Raw genomic sequence first — 23,268 nt, 5'->3', positions numbered from 1 at the left:
CGCGAAGGGGCCGGCGCCCGCCACGGGCGCCGGCCCCTTCGCGTCGTCTCAGACCACCTGGTGCAGCCAGCGCACCGGGGCGCCCTCGCCCGCGTAGCGGAACGGCTCCAGCTCGTCGTCCCAGGGTTTGCCGAGCAACCGGGAGATCTCGGCCTCCAGGTCGGCCCCCTCGCTGCGGGCGCGCAGCAGGACGGCGCGCAACCGGTCCTCGGGGATCAGGATGTCGCCGTGGATGCCCGTGACGGCGTGGAAGATGCCGAGCGCGGGCGTGCTGCTGTACCGCTCGCCCTCCGCGGTGGCGCAGGGCTCGCTGGTGACCTCGTACCGCATCAGCTGCCAGCCGCGCAGGGCGGAGGCGAGCTTCGAGGCCGTACCGGGCTCACCCTGCCAGGACAGCTCGGCCCGCCAGTGTCCGGGCGCGGCCGGCTGGCGGATCCAGTCCAGACTCACCCGTGCACCCAGCACCCCTGCGACGGCCCACTCGACGTGCGGGCACAGCGCGCGGGGCGCGGAGTGGACGTACAGGACTCCACGTGTCGTCACCGGGACCTCCAGGCTGTGGACGAGGGTCGCCTTCCCCAGCTGCCTCGCGTTCGTGCCTGTAGTTGATCCACAGTTACCCACGTTAGCCGACATTAAGCCACTAAATTGAGCAAAACGGACAGGCTTTCGCTCAATGCTAGTCGAATCCTGAACGAGGTCCACCCCTCGGTCGGATCTCTCCCCCGAACGGCCCCATCGCCAGGCGGGACCACCGTACCGCGCCGCCCCGCACCGTGGATGACGCACTTTCGGATCCGGCCGGAATCCGGTAGTGCGGCCGGTTCCCCTGCGCCCGGTACGCAAACCGCCCCGCGCGCACGGGGTGCGGCGGGGCGGCCTGGCGACAGGGAGTTGACCTGGCGTCAGCCGTCGAGACGGACCACCATCTTGCCGGTGTTGCCGCCGCGCAGGAGGTCCAGGAAGGCGTCGGCGGTGTTCTCGAAGCCGTCCACCACGGTCTCCTCGTTGCGCAGCCTGCCCTCCGCCAGCCAGCCGCCGACCTCGGCGACGAACTGCGGCTGCAGGGCGGCGTGGTCGCCCACCAGCATGCCCTCCAGGCGCAGCCGCTTGCCGATCGCCAGCGCCAGGTTGCGCGGGGCCGCCGGCGCGGTGGTCTCGTTGTACTGGGCGATCGCGCCGCAGAGCACCGCGCGGCCGTGCACGCCGAGCGCGCCGATCGCGGCCTCCAGGTGCTCGCCGCCGACGTTGTCGAAGTAGAGGTCGATGCCCTCGGGTGCGGCCTTGGCGAGCTGCTCGGCGACCGGGGCGTCCTTGTAGTTGAACGCGGCGTCGAAGCCGTACTCGCCGGTCAGCCTGGCGACCTTCTCCGCCGATCCGGCCGAGCCGACCACCAGAGAGGCGCCCTTCAGCCGGGCGATCTGGCCGACCATCGAGCCGACGGCCCCGGCCGCGCCGGAGACGAAGACCCGGTCGCCCTCCTTGAGGCCGCCGACCGCCAGCAGGCCGGCGTACGCCGTGAGGCCGGTCATGCCGAGCACGCCGAGGTAGGCGGAGAGCGGCACGGACGGGTCGACCTTCACCGCGCGCTTCGCCTCGACGGTGGCGTACTCGCGCCAGCCGAGCCCGTGCAGCACGGCGTCGCCCGGGGCGAAGCCCTCGGCGGCGGAGGCGACCACGTAGCCGACCGCGCCGCCGTCCATCGGCCGACCGAGCTCGAACGGCGGGACGTAGGACTTCACGTCGTTCATCCGGCCGCGCATGTACGGGTCGACCGAGAGGTAGGCGTTGCGGACCAGGATCTCGCCCGGGCCCGGGGTTCGGACCGGCGCCTCGACCAGCGCGAAGTCGGTCGGGACGGGCCAGCCCTGGGGGCGCGCGGCGAGGTGCCATTCGCGGGCGGTGGCGGGCGCTTCCTGCTCGGCCATCGGGGTGCTCCTTGCTGCCTGAAAGGTTGACTTAATGAAGTAACGATGGACATGAAAGGTTCATGTTGTCAACTGTTCAGGTAGACTGTGGGTCATGGACACCCAGCCGACCCGATCCGGCGCGCCGCAGCCCGACGAGATCACCCGTGAGGTCGTCGACCTGATGGCCAACCTGGTCGCGCTCTTCCACCGCGAGTACGAGGAGGCCGCCGCCGCCCGCTCGCTCACCGGCGCCCAGGCCAAGGTCCTCGCCCTGCTGCGGCGCGGACCGATGCCGATGCGCCACATCGCCCAGACGCTCAGCTGCGAGCCGTCCAACATCACCGGCATCGTCGACCGCCTGGAGTCCCGCGGCTTCGTCACCCGGGAGGCCGACCGGCAGGACCGCCGGGTCAAGCTGGTCGCCGCCACCGACTCCGGCGCGGCCGCCTCCGAGGAGCTGCGCGAGTCGCTGAACTTCGCCCGCGAGCCGCTGGCCGCCCTCGGCCCCGACGAGCGGACGGTGCTGCGCGACCTGCTCCGCCGGATGCTCTCCGGCGCCTCCGGCCCCGGAGCGTGAGCAGCATCACGGTCCCGGCGGCCGATCCGGCGCAATTGGCAGGCCTCCGGCTGTAACCGAACACTCCCCCGGAACGTCTAACGTTCGAGACTCGCACCGGCCTGCCCATGAGCCGGTGCGTGCAGGGAACGACACCAGAAGACGGAGGTCCCGGGGGGATGAGCAGCAGCTCGCGCCGGCGGCGCATCATACGTACCGCCGTGGGCCTCGCCGCCGTTCTCGTGCTGTCGGTGGCCGGCGCCGGCGCCTGGTTCTACCACCGGCTGGACAGCAACATCACCACCTTCGACGCGGGCGGCGTCGCCACCGAACGGCCGCCGGCCCCCGTCCCGGTCACCCCCGGAGCCCTGGTCCCGGTCAACGTCCTGGTCCTCGGCTCGGACACCCGGGACGACGGCAACGCGGACCTCGGCGGCGGCGATGAGGGCGTCGGCCACTCCGACACCGCGATCCTGCTGCACATATACGCCGACCACAAGCACGCCGTCGGCGTCTCCATACCCCGCGACACGCTGGTGACCATCCCGGCCTGCCGGCTGCCCGGCGGCGGCTGGACGTCCCCCAGGACCAACCAGATGTTCAACTCGGCCTTCACCGTGGGCGCGTTCCCCAAGGGGAACCCGGCCTGCACGCAGAACACCGTCGAGACGCTGACCGGCCTGCGGATCGACCACACCATCGTGGTCGACTTCAAGGGCGTCGCCGCGATGACCGAGGCCGTCAACGGCGTGGACGCCTGCGTCCCCAACGACGTGAACTCGCACAACATCCACCTCAAGAAGGGGATGCAGAAGCTCTCCGGGCAGCCCGCGGTGGACTACCTGCGGGCCCGCTACGGCTTCGGCGACAACTCCGACATCGGCCGGATGAAGCGCCAGCAGGCGTTCCTCTCCTCGATGATCAGGAAGGTCCAGGGCCAGGGTTTCTCGCTGCCGACCCTGCTCCCGCTGGCCGACGCGGCCACCCGCTCGCTCACCGTGGACGAGGGCCTGGGCACCGCGATGAAGCTGGTCGACTTCGCCCAGTCGCTCCAGCAGATCAAGCTGTCCGACATCACCTTCGTCACCACCCCCTGGCGCTTCTCCGGCGACCGGGTCGCCCTGGTCCACCCGGACGTCGACACCCTCTGGAAGCTGCTGCGCGAGGACCGCACGCTGGACGGGCAGTCCACCGGCGCGGCGCCCGCCTCCCCGTCCGCCACGACCGCCTCCGAGGCCTCGCCCACCGCGCTCTCGCCCGGCGAGGCGGCCGCGCCGATCACCGTCGTCAACGGCGTCGGCACCCCCGGGCTGGCCGGCAAGGGCGCCGAGGCCGTCCGCGCCAAGGGCTTCCAGAACGTCACCCTGGGCCCCACCAACGGCGGCCGGCTGCAGACCGAGATCGCGTACGACCCGGCGCTGAAGGCCGTCGCCGACCGGCTCGCGCCGCTCTTCCCGGGGGCACGGCCGGTCGAGGAGGCGGGCTCCGGGGGAATCACCGTCACCCTGGGCCGCGACTACCGCCCGACGGCCGGCACCGGGCTCGACTCCGTCGACATCCCGGGCGGGCCGGCGGCCGGCCCCACCACCACCGGCACGCCCACCCCGACCGGCGTACCCAGCGGCATCACCGAGAACAGCCGCGGGGCCGACACCGACCCCTGCGCCAACCTGACCTTCGGCTAGCCGGCGTCCGGCGGGTCCGGCAGACCGGTAACCACCGCGGTCAGCCGGGTGCCCGCCGGAAACGCCCCGGCCCCGGCCAGGTCGTACAGGGCGGCCAGCAGCTTGGCGACGTAGCGGCGCTCCAGGGCGATCCCGTGGCGCCGCTCGAAGCCCTCGGCGAAGGCCTCCAGCCCGGGCGGGATCCGGCCGTAGCCGCCGCCGTGGTGGTCGTGGTCGATCCGCCAGTTGTCGAACTCCCGCCCGTAGGCGGCCCGGTGCAGCCGGGCGACCTCGCCCTCCAGGTAGCCGGCGCCGCCGCGCAGCACCGCCACCCCCAGTGCCCGCGCGCCCGGCGGCAGGCCGGCCGCGATCCCGGCCAGGGTGCCGCCGGTGCCGACCGGGCAGCAGACCACGTCCCGCTCACCGAGGTCCGGCAGCTCCGCCGGGACGGCCGCCGCGCCGGTCGCCGCCAAGGCGTTGGAGCCGCCCTCCGGCAGCACCGTGCAGGGGCCCCAGCGCCGCTGCAGGCCCGCCGCCACGTCCTCGTCCAGCTCGCAGCGCCCGGCCGTCTCCCGGTACTCGGAGCGGGACAGGAAGACCAGTTCCATCCCCGCCGCCTCGGCCGCCCGCAGCGACCAGTTGCGCGGTGCGTCGGCCAGCTCCTCGCCGCGGACCAGCCCGACGCTCTCCAGCCCGAGCGCGCCGGCCGCCACGGCGACCGCGCGCAGATGGGTGGAGTAGGCCCCGCCGAAGGTCAGCAGCCTGGTCCGCCCCTGCCGGACGGCCGCCTCCAGGTTGGGCCCGAGCTTGCGCCACTTGTTGCCCGGCACCGCCGGGTGCAGCAGGTCGTCGCGCTTGAGCCGCAGCCGCACCCCGGCCCGCGCCAGCACCTCGTCGGTGCAGTCCACCAGCGGGGTCGGCAGCAGTGCGGGTTCGAGCATCGGGCCAGGATACGGAGGCGGGGCGGGGCACCACGGCGACGGGGGCGGGCCCGGGCGGCGGGCGGCGTCAACGAGCCCCGGGAGCGGCCCTATTCGGGTGATTCCCGGCCTGTCGGTACGGCCGCCGGGGCCACCGGTCACTAGAGTGCGTGCAGATGACCACACCTGGTCAAGCCCGGTCGTCCGGGCGAAGGGTGGGGCGGGTGGGACTCGAACCCACGACCAAGGGATTATGAGTCCCCTGCTCTAACCGGCTGAGCTACCGCCCCGGTTCGCCGCTCGCACCGGTCGCCCGGCCGCGGCAGCAGCAGACGGCCCCGCGAGGCCGTCCCGGGCAGCATAGCCGGTCGATCACCCGTGGTGCGCGCCGGGGGCGCACATGGGTGCGCGCGGATGCACGCCTCCCCGCGCGGAGCAGCTCCGCTGGCGGGACCCCGGCGGCCCCCTGGAGCCTGGGCGGATGACGGTACGTGAGCTGGCGGCGGCCGGAGCCACACTGGCGGTCCTCGCGGCGGCGGGCTGCACCACCGCGGCGGGCCCCGGCGGTGCCACCCCGACGGTGGGTTCGCACCCGGCCTCGGCCTCCGGCTCGGGCCCCGCCTCCACCGGCGGCCACGGCTGGAGCCGGGAACGGCTGCGCGGCGCCCTCGGCCGGCAGACCGGCGTCACCCGCACCGCCAAGCCCACCGTGCTCAACGGCCTGGTCGGCGCCGTCTTCACCCGCAACGCGGACGGCGACCACTTCTGCACCGCCAGCGTGGTCGACAGCGCCGGACTCAACCTGATCGTCACCGCCGCACACTGCGTCTGGGACCCGCAGCTCGGCCAGCGCAGCGACCTGGTCTTCGTCCCCGGCTACCGGGACGGCGACACCCCGAGCGGGGTCTGGCCACTGCTGGCGGTCACCGTCGACCAGGCCTGGAAGGACGACGGCGACCCGGACGTCGACGTCGCCTTCGCGGTGGTGCAGCCGCAGAACGGGCAACAGGTGCAGCAGGTGCTCGGCGCCAACCGGCTGGGGATCGACCGCGGCTACCGGCTCCCGGTCAAGGTCACCGGCTACCCCGGCACCAGCGAGGTCCCGATCACCTGCAGCAACACCACCACCGAGCAGAGCCCGACCCAGCTGAGGATCGACTGCCCGGACTACACCGGCGGCACCAGCGGCAGCCCCTGGGTGACCGACTTCGACCCGGACACCCGTACCGGCACCGTGGTCGGCGTGATCGGCGGCTACCAGGAGGGCGGCGACACCCCCGACACCTCGTACAGCAGCTACTTCGGGGACTGGGTCCAGGCGCTGTACGACCGCGCCACCGGCTGACCGGGCCCCGGACCGTCCCCGCACCACCCGGACGCCCCAAAGGGAAGGCGCCGGGCGCCGGGGTTGGCGCCGCCGGGCGGGGACTGGTAGATCTTCCTCACGTACGGCGGTCCGCACGACCCGCAGGGGCCGCCCCGAGGACGAGACGGAGCCGCGATGGCCTCCCGCCCGGTACGGCTCCCGCGCGCGGCCCAGGCGGTCGCACTGGCGGCCCTGCTGCTCGCCGCCGGCACCGCGTGCGGCGGAGGGGACAACCTGCCCCCGACCGCCGCGGTCGCGCAGCAGAGCCCGGCGGGCGACCGGGTCGGCACCCTCTCGATCCACACCGCCGACGGCCCCCGGGCCTGCACGGCGAGCGTGGTGCACAGCCCGCGACGCAATCTGCTGGTGACCGCCGCACACTGCGTGCAGAGCCGCCGGATCGGCCTGCTGGACGGCCTGGTGTTCACCCCCGGCTACCGCAACGGATACTCCCCCTACGGGAGTTGGCCGGTGCAGTCGGTCACCGTCGACCCACGCTGGTCGGCCGGCGACGACCCCGAGTACGACGTGGCGTTCGTCACCCTCCGTCCGGCGGACGGCCGGGAGGTCGAGGACGCGGTCGGCGGCAACCCGCTCGGCACCGGCCAGGGCTTCGGTCTCCCGGTCTCGGTGACCGGCTACCCCAACGCGAGCGGCGAGCCGATCACCTGCTCGGCCCGGACCAGGTCGCAGAGTCCCACCCAGGAACGCTTCGACTGCGGCGGCTACACCGACGGCACCAGCGGCAGCCCGTGGATCACCCCGACCGGCGCGGTGGTCGGCGTGATCGGCGGCTACCAGGAGGGCGGCGAGACCCCCGGCACCTCGTACAGCATCACCTTCGACGGCCGGGTCGCCGAGCTGTACCGCCAGGCCACGGCCTGAGGCCCGGCCGCACGGGCGGGACGCCCCGGACGAGCGGCACAACACGAAGGCCCCCCGGTCGACCGGGGGGCCTTCGCTCTGAGCAGACACCGGGCGGACCCGGTGAAGCTCCCGCATTTGGACTCGAACCAAAAACCTGCCGGTTAACAGCCGGCTGCTCTGCCAATTGAGCTATGCGGGATCGCGGTGGCACACGCCACCACGGACAGGCCGACCGCCCCCGGAGGGACCGCGACCTGAGCTCCCCCAATTGGACTCGAACCAATAACCTGCCGATTAACAGTCGGCTGCTCTGCCAATTGAGCTATGGGGGATCGGCTTCCGCTTCGGCCCCCGGTTTCCCGGGCTCCTCGGCGCTCGCTGCGGGACATACATTAGCGCACTCGGGGGGGTGGTCCGCCAATCGCTTTCCCCGGCCCTCCCGGCGACCCCGCCCGGCGCGCCCCGCGCGCGCCCCGCGGAGCGCCCGGGGATGCTGGGGGCACGGACGGTTCGCCGCCCCGAAGGACGGGTAGGGCAATGCGGCAGACGCCGCCAGGAGAGGGTGGAATCCGATCATGTGGAAGCTGTCGTTGATCGTCGGACTCGCGGCCGGCTACGTCCTGGGCTCGCGGGCGGGGCGCCAGCGGTACGAGCAGATCGCCAAGGTCACCCGGCAGGTCGCCCAGAACCCCAAGGTGCAGACCGCCGCCGACAAGGCCAGGCAGCAGGCCGGCGCCGCCGCCGGGAAGGCGGCCGGAGCCGTCGCGGGCAAGGTCGGGGACAAGCTGCCGAACTCGGTCACCGACCGGGTGCCGTACTTCAACCGGCCCCGGGTGGAGGACGACAGCTGGGGTACCTTCCGTCCGTGACCGGGCGGTGACGGCAGGGTGTCCTGGACGGCTCCGGAGCGGTACCGAAGGGGCAACACTTGCCCGGACGAACCGCGTCCGGACGCCCGCTGAGGCATGATCTCGACATGGCCATCGTCGCGGGGATAGACAGCTCGACCGGTCGCACCCGGATCGTCGCGTGCGACACCGGCACCGGCGCGGTGCTGCGGTCCGGCAAGGCGCCGCACCCCGCCCCCGAAGGCCAGGACACCCGGGCCGGCGAGGCCGACCCGCAGATCTGGCTGCACTCGCTCGGCGACGCGGCCGCCGGCGGCCTGCTGGAGGGCGTCCGGGCGATCGGCGTCAGCGCGCAGCAGCACGGCATGATCGGCCTGGACGCCGGGGGCGTGCTGGTACGGCCCGCGATCCTCTGGAACGACCCGCGCTCCAGCGGCGCCGCGGCCGCCCTGCTGGACGCGCTCGGCGGCGCGGCGGCCTGGACGGCCGCGATCGGCGCCGTCCCGGGCCCGACGTACACCATCGCCAAGCTGCGCTGGCTGGCCGAGTTCGAGCCGGCCAACGCCCGCCGGGTGGCCGAGGTGCTGCTGCCGCACGACTGGCTGGTCTGGCAGCTGCTGGGCCACCCCAAACGGCGCACCACCGACCGCGGCGACGCCTCCGGCACCGGCTACTGGTCGCCGATCACCGGCGAGTACCGGCAGGACCTGATCGAGCTGGCCCTCGGCCACGAGCTGAAGCTGCCGCACGTGCTCGGCCCGGCCGAGCCCGCCGGGCACACCCCCGAGGGCCTGCTGATCTCGGCCGGCACCGGTGACAACATGGCCGCCGCCCTCGGCCTCGGCCTCGAACCCGGCGACGCGGCGGTCTCGCTCGGCAGCTCCGGGACGATCTTCGCCGTGCACGGGCAGGCCGTGGTGGACGCCACCGGGCTGGTCTCCTCGTTCGCCGACGCCACCGGCCGCCACCTGCCGATGGTCGCCACCCTGAACGCCGCCCAGGTGCTCCGCTCCACCGCCGCGCTGCTCGGCCGGGACCTGGAGGGCCTGAGCGAGCTCGCCCTGCAGTCCTCCCCCGGCGCCTACGGGATGGTGCTGCTGCCCTACCTGGACGGCGAGCGGACACCGGCGCTGCCGCACGCGGCCGGCACGCTGACCGGGGTGCGGGCCGAGTCGATGACCCCGCAGCACCTGGCCCGGGCCGCCGTCGAGGGCATGCTCTGCAACCTCGCGGACGCGCTGGACGTGCTGCGCGCCCGGGGCGTCGAGGTGAAGCGGGTCTTCCTGCTGGGCGCGGCCGGGCGCCTGCCCGCCGTCCGGCAGATCGCGCCGCTGCTGTTCGGCGTACCCGTCGTGGTGCCGCCGCCCGGCGCCCACGCGGCCCGCGGCGCGGCCCGGCAGGCCGCCTGGGCGCTGGCGGGCACCCCCGAACCGCCGCGGTGGGAGCTTCCGGAGACGGTCACCGTCACCCCGGACGCCGAGCAGGACCTGCCGGTCGGCTCGGCGGTGCGCCAGCAGTACCGGGCCGCGCGCGAGCAGATCCACCCGGAGACGGCCGGGTGAGACGGTTCCTGGGACGGCCCGGTGGGACGTCCCGGTGGACGTCCCGTGCGGCGGTGAGGACGCGTCACCCCGCGCCCGGTGACAGCGTGGACTGCGTGGACTGCGAAGGGGGCGCCGGAGCGGAGGTCGGCAGGACCTCATGGCGCTGCCCAGGGGCGCCCGCGACGACGGCCGGCTGACCGTCAGCCCTTTCGTCGGCACTGCCGAGCCGGAACGGCGCTGCGTGGCGGTCCTCGCCGGCCTCTGGCGCGCCCGGCCCCGGACAGCGCCGCCGGCTGCTCCACCACGGCTCCGGCGGGGCCTACGTGCCGGCCGGACTCGCCCTCGAACGCCGCTGGACGCACCGCAGCGCACCGGCCTCACCACTGACGGCGGCACGGCCCCCGGTACGCCCCGGGATGCGCCCCGGATCCCCCGCTCCCCCGCGCCGGTCCTGGGGACCCGCGTCGTTCCGGGGAGGAAATGGTCGCGGCGGGGAGGGCTGCACGATGTGCCCTCCCCGCCGCGCGTCCCTGCGGTCCGGGGCAGCCTCCCCCCGCGAGGCTGCCCCGGCCGGTGGGGGATTCGGGACGTCAGGGAACCGGCCCGGAATCGGTGCCCGGACGAAGGATCAGGGCGCCGAAATCGGACCGGCCTGAGAACTCTGCACGACTGACGTGTGAATGTTCGAGTCGTCAGCGGGGGTGTGAGACACTTCCGTCCGTCTCAGCGCCATGACCTGGTGTTTGAGACGGCAGGCCGGTGAGGTTGGAGACGCGGGAGACGCCCCCAGGCCCCGGGCCGGTGCCCAACTCGGCCCCTGTTGGTCCCGCGTCCCCTGTTTCTGATGTTGGGAAGGCCTCATGGCATCCGCCTGGAAGCAACTGCCGGACGAGCTGTCCGGCCCCGCCCGACGCCTGACGGAGGAGCTCCGCGCCGTCAAGGACGCGACCGGGCTCTCGCTGTCGGAACTGGCGACCCGGACCCACTACAGCCGCGCCTCCTGGGAGCGCTGGCTCAACGGCAAACGGGTCGTCACCGAACAGGCGCTGGACGCGCTGATCGGGGCCGTGGAGTGCGACGGCCCCAGGCTGCGGGTGCTCTGGGCGGACGCGGTGGCGCCGGAGAACGTCCAGGAGCCGCGGGCCGGGGACGGCATGGAGCCCGGCACGGAGTCCGTGGAATCCGGCGTGGAGCCCGTGGAAGCCGGTGGGGAGTCCGGCGTGGAATCCGTGGAACCCGGTGAGGAGCCCATGCCGGAGGGCCTCACGGACGTCCTCTCCGGGCCGGTGACCGAGACGGTGGCCGGGCCCGCGACGGAGGCCGCCGATCCTGCGGAGGACCTTGCCGTGGGCCCCGTCACCGGGGAGCCCTCCCCGGCGACGCCGTGGTGGCGCCGGCCGGTGGCGCTGGCGGCCGGCGCGATGGCGGCGGCGGTACTGCTGGTGCTGGCCGGGGTCCGGTACACCCACGGCGACAGGGAGGAGCCGGCCGCCGTCGCGCAGCCCGTCCCGACCTCGGCCACGAGCCCGGCCGCCAAGCCCGCCTCACCGGCCCCGCCGGCCTCCGCCTGCCAGGCGATGGGCTGCTCGCACAAGGACCCCAAGGCGACCGGCTGCGGGGCCGACGCCCGGACCCTGCAGACCAACAACATCGGCAAGGTGGTCATCTACCTCCGGTACAGCCAGAAGTGCCAGGCCGCCTGGGCCGCCATCACCGAGGGCGAGCCGGGCGACTCCTCCACCATCACCAGCAGCAGCGGCGAGACGGAGACGGCGCTGATCCACTGGGGGTACGACAACTACTCGCTGATGGTCAACGCGGGGGACCCGGCCGCGACCTTCCAGGTCTGCGGACAGCAGCCGGCCGGGGGCGCCTGCACGGTGAGCGCCTCCGACCTGGCCCACCTGGTCGCCTCCACCCCGATCCCGATCGGCCCGGCCTCGCCGCCGGCCACGGCGAGCCCGACCGCCCCGGGCTCCACCACCCCGGGCTCCACCACCCCGAGCGTGGACGCCACCGCGAGCCCGGGTGGCGCCGGCCCGAGCGGCGCGGCGCCCGTCAGCTCCTAGTTCATCGGCTCCCGGTCCGTCGGTTCCTAGTCCAGGTAGCCGCGGAGCTGCTCGGCGAAGGCGTGGTCGCGGAGCTTGACCAGGGTCTTGGACTCGATCTGGCGGATCCGTTCCCTGGTCACCCCGAACACCACCCCGATCTCCTCCAGGGTGCGGGGGCGGCCGTCGTCCAGGCCGTAACGGAGCTGGACGACCTGGCGCTCGCGTTCGCCGAGGGTGGCCAGCACCGCCTCCAGGTGCTGACGCAGCAGCAGGAAGGTGGCGGACTCGGCGGGTGAGGCGGCGTCGGCGTCCTCGATCAGGTCGCCGAGCGCCACGTCGTCCTCCTCGCCGACCGGGGTGTGCAGCGAGATCGGCTCCTGGGCCAACCGGATCAGCTCGCGCACCCTCGCCTCGGTCAGCTCCAGTACGACGGCGATCTCCGCCGGGGTCGGTTCGGTCCCGCGCTGCTGGAGCAGCACGCGCTGGACCCGGACCACGCGGTTGATCAGTTCGACCACGTGCACCGGCACCCGGATGGTCCGCGCCTGGTCCGCCAGCGCCCGGCTCATCGCCTGCCGGATCCACCAGGTGGCGTAGGTGGAGAACTTGTAGCCGCGGGCGTAGTCGAACTTCTCCACCGCCCGGATCAGGCCGAGGTTGCCCTCCTGGACCAGGTCCAGCAGGGTCAGCCCGCGGCCGATGTAGCGCTTGGCGACCGAGACCACCAACCGCAGGTTGGCCTCGATCAGCCGCCGTTTGGCGATCCGTCCGATCACCACCAGGGTGTCCAGCTCGCCGGCCAGCGGGTCGGCGGGCGGCGGCTCGCGGTTCAGCCGCTCCTCGGCGAAGAGGCCGGCCTCGATCCGGCGGGCCAGCTCCACCTCCTCGGCGGCGTTCAGCAGCCGGATCCGGCCGATCTCGCGCAGGTACTGGCGGAGCAGGTCCGCCGCGGGGCCGGTCGCGCCGGCCGGAGCCGGGTCGGCGTCGAGGTCGGGTTCGGCGTCCGGGTCCGAGTCGGCTCCGGCCGCGGTACCGGGCTCGGCGTCCGGGTCCGGTTCGGCTCCGGCAGGGGGTTCGGCTTCGGCTTCGGGTCCTGAGGGTTCAGGGACCTCGGGGACCTCGGGGTGGCCCTGCGCGGGCACCCGGGCACCGTCCGGCGGCGGAGCGCCGGCCCGGCCGTGGTCGTCGTGGGGGGCGAGCGGGTCGGTGGTCGGGCGGGTGGTCGCGGCAAGACCTTGGTCCACGGGCATCCCTCGGGGCGGGCGCGACTCTGGCGGACCCGCGCTTGTACGGAGGTGGGACGCCCTCCAGTGTGCGGCACGCCACACTCCGTGGCCGAGACTCGTGCGCGGACTTTCTCCGGAGAGGGCTACAGCCCCGCAGCACCCTGGCTGCGCAGCCGCTGCTTGTACTGCTCGAGCTGCCAGAGCTCGTTGCTCACCGCGTTCCACTCCTCGCTCGCGCCACGAGCGTGGAGCTGGTTGAGGTAGGCGCGTCCTTCGGTGATCCTCTGGTCCACCGCCTGGAGCCGCAGCTTCACCAGGAACTCCCCCGCGTAGATCGCGTCCGCCTTGCGGCGCGAACGCACCGGCTCCACGGTGAGCTCGGTCACCAGCGACCGCACCTGGTCGTCCGGGGACGCCTCGCGCACCTCGCTGGTGAAGTCGGCCCGGCCGGCCCCGTGCGCCGCTCCGCCGGCCTGGGCGATGGCCCGGCGCACGGCGGTGTACGGCGGGGTCGGGAACTCGTCCTCGCCGTAGTGGTCGAAGGCCGGGGCGACGAGGTCCGGGTGCTGGAGGGCCAGTTTGAGCAGCTCGCGCTCGACGAACTGGGCCGGGTCACGCGGGTTGAGGCGGAAGAGCGGGGTGACGGACCTGACCGGCTGCGGCTGCTCGGGGCGGCGCTGCTGGGCGTTGGCCCTCGGGTTCAGCTGGCGCTCGCGGTCCCAGCGGGCCAGCTGGGAGATCCGGCGGACCACGAACTGCTCGTCCAGGATGCCGAGCATGCCGGCCAGCCGGACGGCGTACTGGTGCTGGATCGAGCGGTCCTTGATCTTGGCGACGATCGGGGCGGCCTCCTCCAGCGCCGCCGAGCGGCCCTCCGGGGTCTCCACCCGGTGCCGGGCGACGGCCGAGCGCAGCGCGAACTCGAACAGCGGGACCGGGTTGTCGATCAGCTCGCGGACCGCCTCGTCGCCCTTGGCCAGGCGCAGGTCGCACGGGTCCATGCCGCCGGGGCTGACCGCGATGGAGGTCTTGGCGGCGAACTTCTGGTCGTCCTCGAAGGCGCGCAGGGCGGCCTTCTGGCCCGCCGCGTCGCCGTCGAAGGTGAAGACGGTCTCGCCGCGGTACTGGGAGGTGTCCATCAGCAGCCGGCGGATGATCTTGATGTGATCCTCGGCGAACGCCGTACCGCAGGTGGCCACCGCCGTGGTGACACCCGCCAGGTGGCAGGCCATCACATCGGTGTAGCCCTCGACCACCACCGCCCGGCCGGACTTGGCGATCTCCTTCTTCGCCAGGTCGATGCCGTACAGCACGTGGGACTTCTTGTAGATCGGCGTCTCGGGGGTGTTCAGGTACTTCGGGCCGTTGTCGTCCTCGCGCAGGCGGCGGGCGCCGAAGCCGACCACCTCGCCCGCGATGTCCCGGATCGGCCAGACCAGCCGGCCCCGGAAGCGGTCGATCAGGCCGCCGCGCTGGCCCTGCGAGGCCAGGCCGCCGAGCAGGATCTCCTTGTCGCTGAAGCCCTTGCCGCGCAGGTAGCGGACCAGGTGCTCCCAGCCCGCCGGGGCGTAGCCGACGCCGAAGGTCTGCGCCGCCTGCTCGTCGAAGCCGCGCTCGGCCAGGAAACGGCGGCCGATCTCGGCCTCCGGCGAGACGAGCTGCTCCTGGTAGTAGGCGGCGGCCACCTTGTGCGCCTCGACCAGGCGGGTGCGCTCGCCCTGCTGGTGGCGGGGGCTGTACCCGCCCTCCTCGTAGCGGAGCGTGATGTTGGCCTGGGCGGCCATCCGCTCGACGGCCTCGGCGAAGGTGAAGTGCTCGATCTTCATCAGGAAGGCGATGGTGTCGCCGTTCTCCTGGCAGCCGAAGCAGTGGAAGACGCCCTTGGAGGGGTTCACGTAGAAGGAGGCGGACTTCTCGTCGTGGAAGGGGCAGACGCCCTTGTACTCGCCACCGCCACCATTGGTGAGCTGTACGTAGTCACCGACGACCACGTCGATCGGCAGTGCGCTGCGCACCGCCTGTACGTCTTCGTCCCTGATCCGCCCGGCCACCCCGGAAGTCTACTTGGGTGCCGTGGGTTTCCGGGGCGGCGCGGGACGGACCGGGGCCGGGGCTACTTCCAGGCCGCCCCGACCAGCTTGGCGTGCAGGGCGGTGGCCGAGGCGTCGGTGAGGGTCGCGATCTGGTCGATCACCGCGCGGAGGGCGGCGCGGTCGTCGTCCGCCTCCTCGTAGAGGGTGGCGAAGACCGGGTCGAGGCCCTCGGGGGCCCGCTGGTTCAGCACGTAGGCCAGCTCGGCGATCACGATCCGCTGGCGGGCCCGCAGCTGGGCCTGCTCGTCGCGCTGCATCACGAACCGGACGGCGACCGCCTTCAGCACCGCGCACTCCAGCCGGACGTCCCGCGGCACCACCAGCTCGGCCGCGTACCGGGTGAGCCGGCCGGGGCCGTAGCGGGCGCGGGTGGCCTGCTCGGCGGCCAGGCAGAAGCGGCCGATCAGCTGGCTGGTGAAGTCCTTCAGCCCGGCCCGGGCCCGGGCCGAGCCGTCGTAGGAGCCGGGCCACCACTCCTGGGCGAGCAGCCGGTCGAGCGCCGCCGCCAGCTCCTCGGGCTCGGCGTCCTGGGCGTAGCGCCCGGCCACCTTGAACAGCTCGGCGCGCTCGCTCGGCGCCCGCAGCACGGCCGGGTCGATGTGGCCGGCCTGGAGGCCGTCCTCGACGTCGTGGGTGGAGTAGGCCACGTCGTCGGACCAGTCCATGACGGTGGCCTCGAAGCACTTGCGCCCGGCCGGGGAACCGGCCCGGAGCCAGCGGAAGACCGGCAGGTCGTCGGCGTAGACGCCGTACTTGGGCGAGGCCGGGTCGGTGGGGTGGGCGCCGTGCGTCCAGGGGTACTTGGTGGCGGCGTCCAGGGCGGCGCGGCTCAGGTTGAGGCCGACGCTGCGGCCGGGCCAGGGGGCGAGCCGGGCCGGCTGTTCGTCCTGCGGGGCGAAGCGCTTGGGCTCCAGCCGGGTGAGGATGCGCAACGACTGCGCGTTGCCCTCGAAGCCTCCGCAGGCCTCGGCGGCCTGGTCGAGCGCCTCCTCGCCGGTGTGGCCGAACGGCGGGTGGCCGATGTCGTGGGCCAGGCAGGCGGTCTCGACGAGGTCCGGGTCACAGCCCAGGGCGGCGCCCAACTCCCGGCCCACCTGGGCGCATTCGAGGGAGTGGGTGAGCCGGGTGCGGGGGAAGTCGCTGCGCATCGGGGCGACCACCTGGGTGGTGCCGGCCAGCCGGCGCAGGGCGGCGGAGTGGAGCACGCGGGCGCGGTCGCGCTGGAACGCCGTCCGGCCGGGGCGCTTGTCCGGTTCGGGCACCCAGCGGGCCTCTGCGGCGTGGTCGTACGGGCTCGGGGCTGCGGTGAGGCGGTGCGCGGTGTCGTCCATATGGCAATCACGGTACGCCGCGGCTCCGACACCCGGGGTGTGCCGCGCGCGAAGGGGCGCGGGCCGGCGCGTGAACCCTTGCCTGCGCGCCGGGGTGGGCGGGGCAGGCGGGGTGTGGGCGGAGCGCGGTCGGGACGCGGAGCCGCCGTCAGGCGGCGAGCAGCCCGCGCCAGCGGGGGACTTCGGTGACCGCGCAGGCGGCGGCCAGCACGGTGACCACGACGGCGACCGGTGCCGGCCAGGCCAGCCAGGAGGAGACGACCGCGGCTGCGAGCTGGAGGACCACGAGCCCGATGGTGACCACGCCGGGGACCGCGACGATGACCTGCTTCTTGTCCCCCGGGGTGGCCAGGACGGTGGGGAGGCCGATCAGGACGACCACCGAGAGGACCGCCAGCACGACCGAGTACGGGGCCAGCGCCCAGGGGGTGGCGACCCAGGCGACCAGTTCGGTGAGGAAGCGGAGGGCGTCGGCGAGCCGGACCGGATCCCGGGGCGCGGTGGCGGAGTTCACGGCGGCATGGTGGCACGGGGCCGCGGCGGGCGGAAGGGGTTGATCACGGGGTGGACGGCGGGCGGCAGCCGCGCCAGGTCGCGGCGGCCCCGGCGGGGCCTCGGGTCCGCACTGTGAGCCGTCGGCCGGTGGCGCACGTGCGCCGGCGCCCCCAGACGGTCGGGGGAGCCGGTGCGTCGCACGCGGGCGGGGGTGGGTCAGACGGCCGGACGGCCGCTGGCGGTGGTGGCGGGGACCGCCTCGTTGAGGTCCCAGTGCTCGGCGATCAGGCCGCCTTCGAGGCGGAAGACGTCGATGACGGCCCGGCCGTCGTCGCCCGGGGCTGCGGTGAACAGGGAGTGCGCGAAGACCAGGTCGCCGTCGGCGGCGAGGCGGCGCAGGTCGAAGCGGAGCTCCGGCAGTTGGGCCCGGAGGCCGTCGACGAAGGCGGTGAGCGCCGCGCGGCCGTCGGGGAGGTTGGGGTTGTGCTGGGCGAGGTCCTCGGCGAGGTAGCGGTCGGCCAGGTCGGTCCGCCCCTGGTTCCAGACGGTCTCCAGGTAGTCCCGGACCAGCTCACGGGCGGCGGCGAGGTCGGTGGCGGTGGTGGTGGCGAGGTCGTTAGTGGTCGCGGCGGTGGTGGTGGCGGGGTCGGTAGTGGTGGCGGTGGCGGCGTTCATGGGACGGCTCCTGTTCGGGGTCAGGCGGTACGGGACTGGACGGTGACGGCGGCGCCGGGCCGGCGGCGGACCGGGCCGCGGACGGAGGCGAGGTGGGACAGGCCGGCGAAGGCGAGTGCGGCGAGGCCGACCGCGGGCAGCGCCCGGGCGCCGAGGACGGGCAGCAGCGAGCCCGCGAGCAGGCTGCCGAGGCTGATGCCGACGTAGAGCATCGAGGCGTTGAGCGCGAGCAGCACGCCGCGCTGGTCGGGGCGGAGCGCGATCAGCCGGGCCTGCTGCGGAGCCTGGTAGAGCTGGCCGAAGAAGGCCCAGACGGCGAAGAGCAGCAGCGCTCCGGCCGGTCCGCGCGGGGAGGCGAGCAGGCCGGCGAAGGCGGCGGCCAGGCCGGCCAGGGTGACCGTGACCGTGGCCGCGCCCCCGAGCCGCGCCGAGAGCCGGACCCCGCAGGCGTTGCCCAGGACGCCGACCGCTCCGAAGGCGAAGAGCACCCCCGTCACCGCACCCGGCCCGAGCCCGAAGCGGGCGGCGAGGTAGGCGCCGGCGACCCCGTACACGGTGAATTGGGCGGCCATGCAGAACAGCGTGGTGAGCACGGTCGCCGAGGCGCCCGGGGCGGCCAGCACGGCCCGGTAGGCGGCGGCGGTCGGCGGCTCCCCCGCCGGGACGGCCGGGACGAGGGCGGCGACCAGGGCCAGCGCCAGCAGGCTCGCCCCCGCCACCGCGGCCAGCGCCCAGCGCCAGCCGACGGCCTCGCCCAGGTAGGAGCTGAGCGGCACACCGGCGACCGCCGCGACCGTCATTCCGGCGAACACGGTGGCCAGCGCGCGGGAGCGGCGCTCCTCGGGGACGATCAGCGAGCCGACCGCCGAGGAGGCCGGGCCGAACACGGCGCCACCGAGCCCGGCCACGACGCGCGACACCGCCAGCACCCCGTAGGAGGGGGCGAGGGCGCCGAGCACACCGCCGGCGGTCAGCAGCGCCAGGCCGACGAGGAGTGCGGCCCGGCGGTCCAGCCGGCCGAGCAGGGCGGGGGCGAAGGGCGCGGCCAGCGCGAAGCTCAGTGCGAACACGCTGACCAGGACGCCGACGCTGCCGGGCCCGGTGTGCAGGTCACGGCCGATCGGCGAGCCCAGGCCGACGACGGCCAGCGAACTGGTGCCGAGGGTGAAGTAGCCGAGCGAGAGGGCCAGCAGGGCGGGTGCGGCGCGGTCGGGCCGGCCGGGGTTGCGAGGCTGCGCGGACTGCCCGGGCCGTTCCGGTTGCCCGGGTTGCCCGGGCTGCCCGGGCTGTTCAGGCTGTTCAGCTTGCTCTTCGGCTTGCTGTTCGGGTTCGGGGTGGGGACGCATCGGAGCCCCCCTTTCCAATACGATCCGTTGCGTATTGCTATTCCAATACGAGACGCACCGTATGTCAACCCCTGGAGTGGGCTCTAGAGTGGGCCCATGACCGGACGACCACGCGACCCCGCCGTCGACGCCGCCATCCGCGCGGCCGTCACCGAGATCGTCGAACGCGACGGCTACCGGGGCCTGAGCATGGAGGGCATCGCCGCCGTCAGCGGCGTCTCCAAGCAGACCGTGTACCGCCGCTACCGCAGCAAGGGCGAGGTGGTGCTGGACACCCTCGGCGGCATCGCCGCGACCAGGCTGCCGACACCGGACACCGGCTCACTGCTCGGCGACCTGACCGTCCTGCTCACGGCGACGTTCGAGGCGCAGCGCACGGTCAGCGGCACCCTGAACCGGGCCCTGGCCGCGGAGGCGTTGCAGGACCCCGAGTTCGGCGCCCTGCTCTGGGAACGGCTGATCAAGGTGCGACGGGAGGCGGTGCGCGAGTTGCTGGCCCGCGGCCGGGAGCGCGGCGAGGTCGTCCACCCGAACGACGACCACCTGATCGACCTCGTCTTCGGCCCGATGTGGTACCGGCTGCTGTTCGACGTTCCGTCGCTGACCTGGGACTACGCCGCCGAACTGGCGCGCAGCGTCACCCTGGTGGCCCGGGGCGGCAAGGGCCCCGGGCGTTCCCGGAGCTGACGGGCCGAAATCCGGCCGGCGACGGTCAGCCCCGGGCGGTGTTGCGCACGGCCTTGCGCACGGCGGTGGTCAGTCCCGGGCGGTGTCGAGCAGGCGGCGGTCAGCCCCGGACCGCCTTGAGTACGGCGGCGGCCACGCCCTGCTGCCCCTTGGCGTTGGGGTGGATCGCCGCCAGGCCGGACGCCGGGAAGGGCGGCTCGACCCAGCGGTCGGCCTCCCCCGCGCACATGTCGTGACCGGCCGAGGGGGCGGCGGCGTCCACGAAGACCGCGCCGCCCGACTCCGCGCGGCCCTTGAGCATCGCGTTCAACTGCTGCTCCTTCTCCGCCAGGAAGCCGAGGTCGGCCGCGGCGACGGTGCCACCGAGCAGCGGCGCGCAGGCGGCCGGGTCGGCCGGCAGCAGCGAGGGGTAGCCGACCACGTACACCCGGGCCTGCGGGGAGCGGCGCCTGACCTCCTGGAGCACCCGGCCCAGCCGCTCGCCGGCCGCGTCGACCTTGCTCTGCACCTGGTCGACGGCGCCGCCGGCGGAGGCGTAGTGCTCGCGGCACGGCGACGCGGCCCGGCCCGATCCGACCAGGCCCTTCACCACGTCGACCAGGTTCTCCCTGGCGCACTCGCCGACGACCTCCATGAACCCGGCGTCGTTTCCGCCGATCCCGACCGTGACCAGCCGGGTGGCCGGGGTGAGCGCGTCCAGCTGGGGCGGGTTGGCCCCGCCGTCGGTCTGCTGGGAGCCCGTCAGGTCGCCGGTGCGGGCGCCGCTGCAACTGACGTCACGGAACTGGCCGTCCGCCAGCCCCAGCGACTTCGCCACCAGGGAAGGGTAGTTGACCGCCGACCGGGCACAGCCCCTGGGCTCCCCCACCTGCGGGGCGATCTTCAGGCCCGAGGTGTACGAGTCGCCGAGGGCGACGTACGGACCGACGGGCGTGGGTGTCGGGGTCGGCGTCGCGGTGGCCCGGACGGGATGCGGGCCGTCCGGCGCGGGGGCTCCGGTTCCGTCGCCGCCCCCGCCGCTGCACCCCGCCAGCAGCGACACGGCCAGCCCGGCCGCCAGAGCAGCGGCCCGCACCGGCAGCGGGCGCGCAACACGGAGCGGGCGCGCAGACGGCAGCGGGCGTGCAGCCGAACGCGCGGTCGGGCCCGGCGTGCTCGGGCCTGGCGTGGTCGGGCCTGTGGGCACCGGCATGGAATCCCCCCGGGGGTCGGAACGGCGACGTCTCTCCCTGTGGCGGCCCGTCCCCCGGGCACCTCGTCGCCAACGAACGGGCGGCGTCCGATGACTCCCGCCCGTCCGGGGATTCCCGGATCCTGCTGTACGGCCTACTCGGGGCCGCGCTCGTGCTCGGCGAGGAACTGCTCGAAGCGCCGTCCCAGCTCGTCCGCCGACGGCAGGTCGACCGGCTCGGCCAGCAGACTGTCCCGGCCCTCGGCGCCCGCCACCGCGTCGTACTGGCCCTCCATGCCGCGGATCGCCGAGCGCAACTCGCCGTCCCCCTGGGCCAGCTGCTCCTCGATGTCGGCGTAGACCTCGCCGACCCGCTCGCGCAGCCGGGTGCCCGGCAGCACCAGGCCGGTGGCCGACTGCACCGCCTCCAGGATCAGCACCGCCGCCGCCGGGTACTCCGAGCGCGCCACGTAGTGCGGCACGTGCACGGCGAAGCCCAGCACGTCGTGCCCGGCCTCGGCGAGCCGGTACTCCAGCAGCGCCTGCGCACTGCCGGGCACCTGGGCCTGCTCGAACCACTGCGGGTACCCGGCCGCGAGGTCCAGCCGGTTGCCGTGCGGGGTCAGACCGACCGGGCGGGTGTGCGGCACGCCCATCGGGATGCCGTGGAAGTCCAGCGTCAGGCGGACCTCGAACTGCTCCACCAGCCCTCGCACGGCGGCCGAGAAGCGCTCCCACTCGACGTCCGGCTCGGGGCCGGTGAGCAGCAGGAACGGCGCGCCGGCGGCGTCGTGGACGAGCTGGAGCAGGATCTCCGGCGGGTCGTAGGAGGACCAGTGCTCGCGGTCGAAGACCATCGCGGGGCGGCGGGCCCGGTAGTCCACCAGGCGGTCGTGATCGAAGCGGGCCACCACCTGCGGCGACCCCTGCTCCAGCAGGTGGGCCATCACCTGGCCGCCGGCCTCGCCGGCGTCCATGAAGCCCTCGAAGTGGTGGAGCAGGACCAGGCCGGCGCCGGTGTCGGCCAACGCGGCGTTCGCCGCGGCCACCGCGGCCACGCCCTGCTGATCCAGCTCGTACAGCGCCTGGGGATCACGCACCGCGCACCCAACCCCGTTCTCTACTCGTCGACTCGTACCGGCTTCTCCTCGTCTGCAGCGTGCCCGGACCCGCCGGAATTCCCGCGCTGGCCGGGCGTCGGACCGCCGCTGCACCGGTGAACGTCCGGCGACCCGCCGGAGTGCCCTCCGCGGCCCACCGGAGTGCCGTCCCGACCATGATCGCACCCGGATGGAAAACCGCTGGTCACGGGCGCCCGGAGGCCTCCGGAATGGCCTCCGGGGCAAACCTGCGCGGCCATTCGTGTGCCGCGAAGTGACGCACCGCCTTCTGGCGGGTATCGTCCTCTCGCTGCCTCGCATCGTCGCGTCGTCGTCACGTCGTCCGTAACGCCGTCGATCACGACCCGGCCCGGTGCTCGGCCAGTCACCCACGACGCATCTTGCCTTCACCTGGCCGCCTGCTTCCCTTCGCGCTCTCGTTTCCTCTTCGGCCATCTCGCGGACGCACACTGTCCCCTCGCTCATCCCGCCGGACCGGTCCGTAGACCCGTGTCCGTTCCGGCACCGCGCTGCCCGCCTCCGGGCCGCCGCCCCCACCCCGCTCGACCGGCCTCCGGCGTGCGCGGCCTTGGACGGGCGGCCTCCGGAGCCGGGGCGAAGTCCACCGCAGCCCGCGCCCTATCCCGGCACGGGACGCGCCCTCCGACCGATGAAGGACCGAAGGTTCCGTGCCCGTACCTGTCATCCTCACCGGCCGCACCGTGCGGCTGGAGCCCCTCGCCGCGCACCACGCCGAGGCCATCGCCGAGGCCGGCGCCGAGGACCGTACGACCTACGCCTTCACGGCCGTCCCGCACGGCCTGGAAGCGGCCCGCGACTACATCGCGCGCGCCCTCGCCGACCAGGCCGCGGGCCGGTCGATGCCGTTCGCGACGGTGAACCTCGCCGACGGCCGGGTGGTCGGCTCCACGCGCTTCCTCGAACTCGACTACTGGCAGGGCCCGGTCGTCTGGCCGCCGGTGCCCGGTGTGCCGTTCGGCGACCCCGCCACGGCCATCCCGGACGCCGCCGAGATCGGCAACACCTGGCTCTCGCCGCGCGCCCAGGGCACCGGCATCAACACCGAGGCGAAGCTGCTGATGCTGCGGTACGCCTTCGAGGAGTGGGGCGTGCAGCGGATCTCGCTGCGCGCCGACGCCCGCAACCTGCGCTCCCGGGCGGCGATCGAGCGCCTGGGCGCCACCTCCGAGGGCGTCCGCCGGGCGCACTCGCGCGGACTGGACGGGGTGGTGCGCTCCACCGCGTTCTACTCGATCCTCGACTCCGAGTGGCCCGCCGTGCGGGACATCATCGAGCTGCGGATCGCCGCCGCCACCTCGCCGAGCGCCCCGGAGCGGGCGATCAACCAGGAGTGCCTTAGACACGGCGGCGCCGCGCACCTGATCACGGCCTGACGG

20 protein-coding genes and 3 tRNA genes are annotated in these 23,268 nt (G+C 74.2%); 9 read left to right on the top strand and 14 right to left on the bottom strand.

The genetic code is table 11. The features are described from left to right. Positions 1-48: 48 nt before the first annotated feature. A complete protein-coding gene (locus tag J5Y04_RS19660; protein ID WP_148645265.1) occupies positions 49-543 on the bottom strand; it encodes a DUF3145 domain-containing protein in 495 nt (164 codons plus the stop codon). A 362-nt stretch (positions 544-905) separates the two neighbouring features. Beyond that, the gene (locus tag J5Y04_RS19655; RefSeq protein WP_209413384.1) at positions 906-1,928 is read right to left on the bottom strand and encodes an NADP-dependent oxidoreductase; all 1,023 of its coding nucleotides are present in this window, start codon (positions 1,926-1,928) and stop codon (positions 906-908) included. Positions 1,929-2,022: 94 nt separating this feature from the next. Here J5Y04_RS19655 and J5Y04_RS19650 point away from each other — a divergent pair, with 94 nt between their 5' ends. Beyond that, positions 2,023-2,487, top strand: coding sequence for a MarR family winged helix-turn-helix transcriptional regulator (locus tag J5Y04_RS19650; protein WP_148645263.1), 465 nt, complete (start codon positions 2,023-2,025; stop codon positions 2,485-2,487). A gap of 158 nt (positions 2,488-2,645) precedes the next feature. Then, positions 2,646-4,151 (top strand): LCP family protein, encoded by a 1,506-nt coding sequence (locus J5Y04_RS19645; protein ID WP_209413383.1) that lies wholly within the window; start codon positions 2,646-2,648, stop codon positions 4,149-4,151. Here the strand turns inward: J5Y04_RS19645 and J5Y04_RS19640 are convergent. Continuing rightward, entirely contained in the window at positions 4,148-5,071 is a 924-nt protein-coding gene (locus tag J5Y04_RS19640; protein WP_209413382.1) for a 1-aminocyclopropane-1-carboxylate deaminase/D-cysteine desulfhydrase, read from the bottom strand. The genes J5Y04_RS19645 and J5Y04_RS19640 overlap by 4 nt on opposite strands. 195 nt (positions 5,072-5,266) lie before the next feature. Then, positions 5,267-5,340: transfer RNA gene (locus tag J5Y04_RS19635), tRNA-Ile, on the bottom strand. A gap of 191 nt (positions 5,341-5,531) precedes the next feature. Here J5Y04_RS19635 and J5Y04_RS19630 point away from each other — a divergent pair. Next, complete coding sequence (locus J5Y04_RS19630; protein WP_209413381.1) at positions 5,532-6,395, top strand: serine protease; 864 nt, start codon at positions 5,532-5,534, stop codon at positions 6,393-6,395. A 156-nt stretch (positions 6,396-6,551) separates the two neighbouring features. Then, positions 6,552-7,301, top strand: coding sequence for a serine protease (locus J5Y04_RS19625; protein WP_209413380.1), 750 nt, complete (start codon positions 6,552-6,554; stop codon positions 7,299-7,301). Between the two features lie 108 nt (positions 7,302-7,409). On the opposite strand, the gene J5Y04_RS19620 is transcribed toward J5Y04_RS19625, so the two are convergent. Continuing rightward, positions 7,410-7,482: transfer RNA gene (locus tag J5Y04_RS19620), tRNA-Asn, on the bottom strand. 60 nt (positions 7,483-7,542) lie between these two features. Continuing rightward, positions 7,543-7,615, bottom strand: a tRNA-Asn gene (locus J5Y04_RS19615). Between the two features lie 240 nt (positions 7,616-7,855). Between J5Y04_RS19615 and J5Y04_RS19610 the strand changes: the two genes are divergently transcribed. The 3 genes from J5Y04_RS19610 (at position 7,856) to J5Y04_RS19600 (ending at position 11,744) form a co-directional block, all read left to right on the top strand. Continuing rightward, positions 7,856-8,152: a hypothetical protein gene (locus J5Y04_RS19610; RefSeq protein ID WP_209413475.1), complete on the top strand. Its 297-nt coding sequence runs from the start codon at positions 7,856-7,858 to the stop codon at positions 8,150-8,152. A 107-nt stretch (positions 8,153-8,259) separates the two neighbouring features. Further along, positions 8,260-9,693 (top strand): FGGY family carbohydrate kinase, encoded by a 1,434-nt coding sequence (locus J5Y04_RS19605; protein WP_209413379.1) that lies wholly within the window; start codon positions 8,260-8,262, stop codon positions 9,691-9,693. 842 nt (positions 9,694-10,535) lie between these two features. Continuing rightward, positions 10,536-11,744, top strand: coding sequence for an XRE family transcriptional regulator (locus tag J5Y04_RS19600; protein ID WP_209413378.1), 1,209 nt, complete (start codon positions 10,536-10,538; stop codon positions 11,742-11,744). A gap of 26 nt (positions 11,745-11,770) precedes the next feature. Here the strand turns inward: J5Y04_RS19600 and J5Y04_RS19595 are convergent, their stop codons facing one another. The 6 genes from J5Y04_RS19595 to J5Y04_RS19570 form a co-directional block, all read right to left on the bottom strand. Further along, on the bottom strand, positions 11,771-12,976 hold the full coding sequence (locus J5Y04_RS19595) for an RNA polymerase sigma factor (RefSeq protein ID WP_209413377.1): 1,206 nt from the start codon (positions 12,974-12,976) through the stop codon (positions 11,771-11,773). Positions 12,977-13,095: 119 nt separating this feature from the next. After that, positions 13,096-15,003 carry a DNA primase gene (gene dnaG, locus J5Y04_RS19590; RefSeq protein ID WP_209413376.1) on the bottom strand — a complete coding sequence of 636 codons (1,908 nt, stop codon included), beginning with the start codon at positions 15,001-15,003 and terminating at the stop codon, positions 13,096-13,098. 62 nt (positions 15,004-15,065) lie between these two features. Further along, entirely contained in the window at positions 15,066-16,376 is a 1,311-nt protein-coding gene (locus tag J5Y04_RS19585; protein WP_209413375.1) for a deoxyguanosinetriphosphate triphosphohydrolase, read from the bottom strand. A gap of 148 nt (positions 16,377-16,524) precedes the next feature. Next, a complete protein-coding gene (locus J5Y04_RS19580; RefSeq protein WP_209413374.1) occupies positions 16,525-16,890 on the bottom strand; it encodes a hypothetical protein in 366 nt (121 codons plus the stop codon). Between the two features lie 197 nt (positions 16,891-17,087). Continuing rightward, positions 17,088-17,546, bottom strand: coding sequence for a nuclear transport factor 2 family protein (locus J5Y04_RS19575; protein ID WP_209413373.1), 459 nt, complete (start codon positions 17,544-17,546; stop codon positions 17,088-17,090). A gap of 20 nt (positions 17,547-17,566) precedes the next feature. Next, positions 17,567-18,892, bottom strand: a complete 1,326-nt coding sequence (locus tag J5Y04_RS19570) for an MFS transporter (RefSeq protein ID WP_209413372.1) — start codon at positions 18,890-18,892, stop codon at positions 17,567-17,569. 96 nt (positions 18,893-18,988) lie between these two features. Between J5Y04_RS19570 and J5Y04_RS19565 the strand changes: the two genes are divergently transcribed. Continuing rightward, positions 18,989-19,579 carry a TetR/AcrR family transcriptional regulator gene (locus tag J5Y04_RS19565; protein WP_209413371.1) on the top strand — a complete coding sequence of 197 codons (591 nt, stop codon included), beginning with the start codon at positions 18,989-18,991 and terminating at the stop codon, positions 19,577-19,579. 100 nt (positions 19,580-19,679) lie between these two features. On the opposite strand, the gene J5Y04_RS19560 is transcribed toward J5Y04_RS19565, so the two are convergent. Together J5Y04_RS19560 and J5Y04_RS19555 are read right to left on the bottom strand one after the other, a co-directional pair. After that, positions 19,680-20,654 (bottom strand): SGNH/GDSL hydrolase family protein, encoded by a 975-nt coding sequence (locus J5Y04_RS19560; protein ID WP_209413370.1) that lies wholly within the window; start codon positions 20,652-20,654, stop codon positions 19,680-19,682. A gap of 251 nt (positions 20,655-20,905) precedes the next feature. Continuing rightward, complete coding sequence (locus J5Y04_RS19555; RefSeq protein ID WP_148645246.1) at positions 20,906-21,850, bottom strand: PAC2 family protein; 945 nt, start codon at positions 21,848-21,850, stop codon at positions 20,906-20,908. 689 nt (positions 21,851-22,539) lie between these two features. Here J5Y04_RS19555 and J5Y04_RS19550 point away from each other — a divergent pair. Further along, positions 22,540-23,265: a GNAT family N-acetyltransferase gene (locus J5Y04_RS19550; RefSeq protein ID WP_209413369.1), complete on the top strand. Its 726-nt coding sequence runs from the start codon at positions 22,540-22,542 to the stop codon at positions 23,263-23,265. Positions 23,266-23,268: the final 3 nt, after the last annotated feature.

It is taken from the genome of Kitasatospora sp. RG8, from assembly GCF_017813315.1.
Classification (GTDB): Bacteria; Actinomycetota; Actinomycetes; order Streptomycetales; family Streptomycetaceae; genus Kitasatospora.
This window is presented reverse-complemented; position numbering and strand designations above follow the sequence as displayed.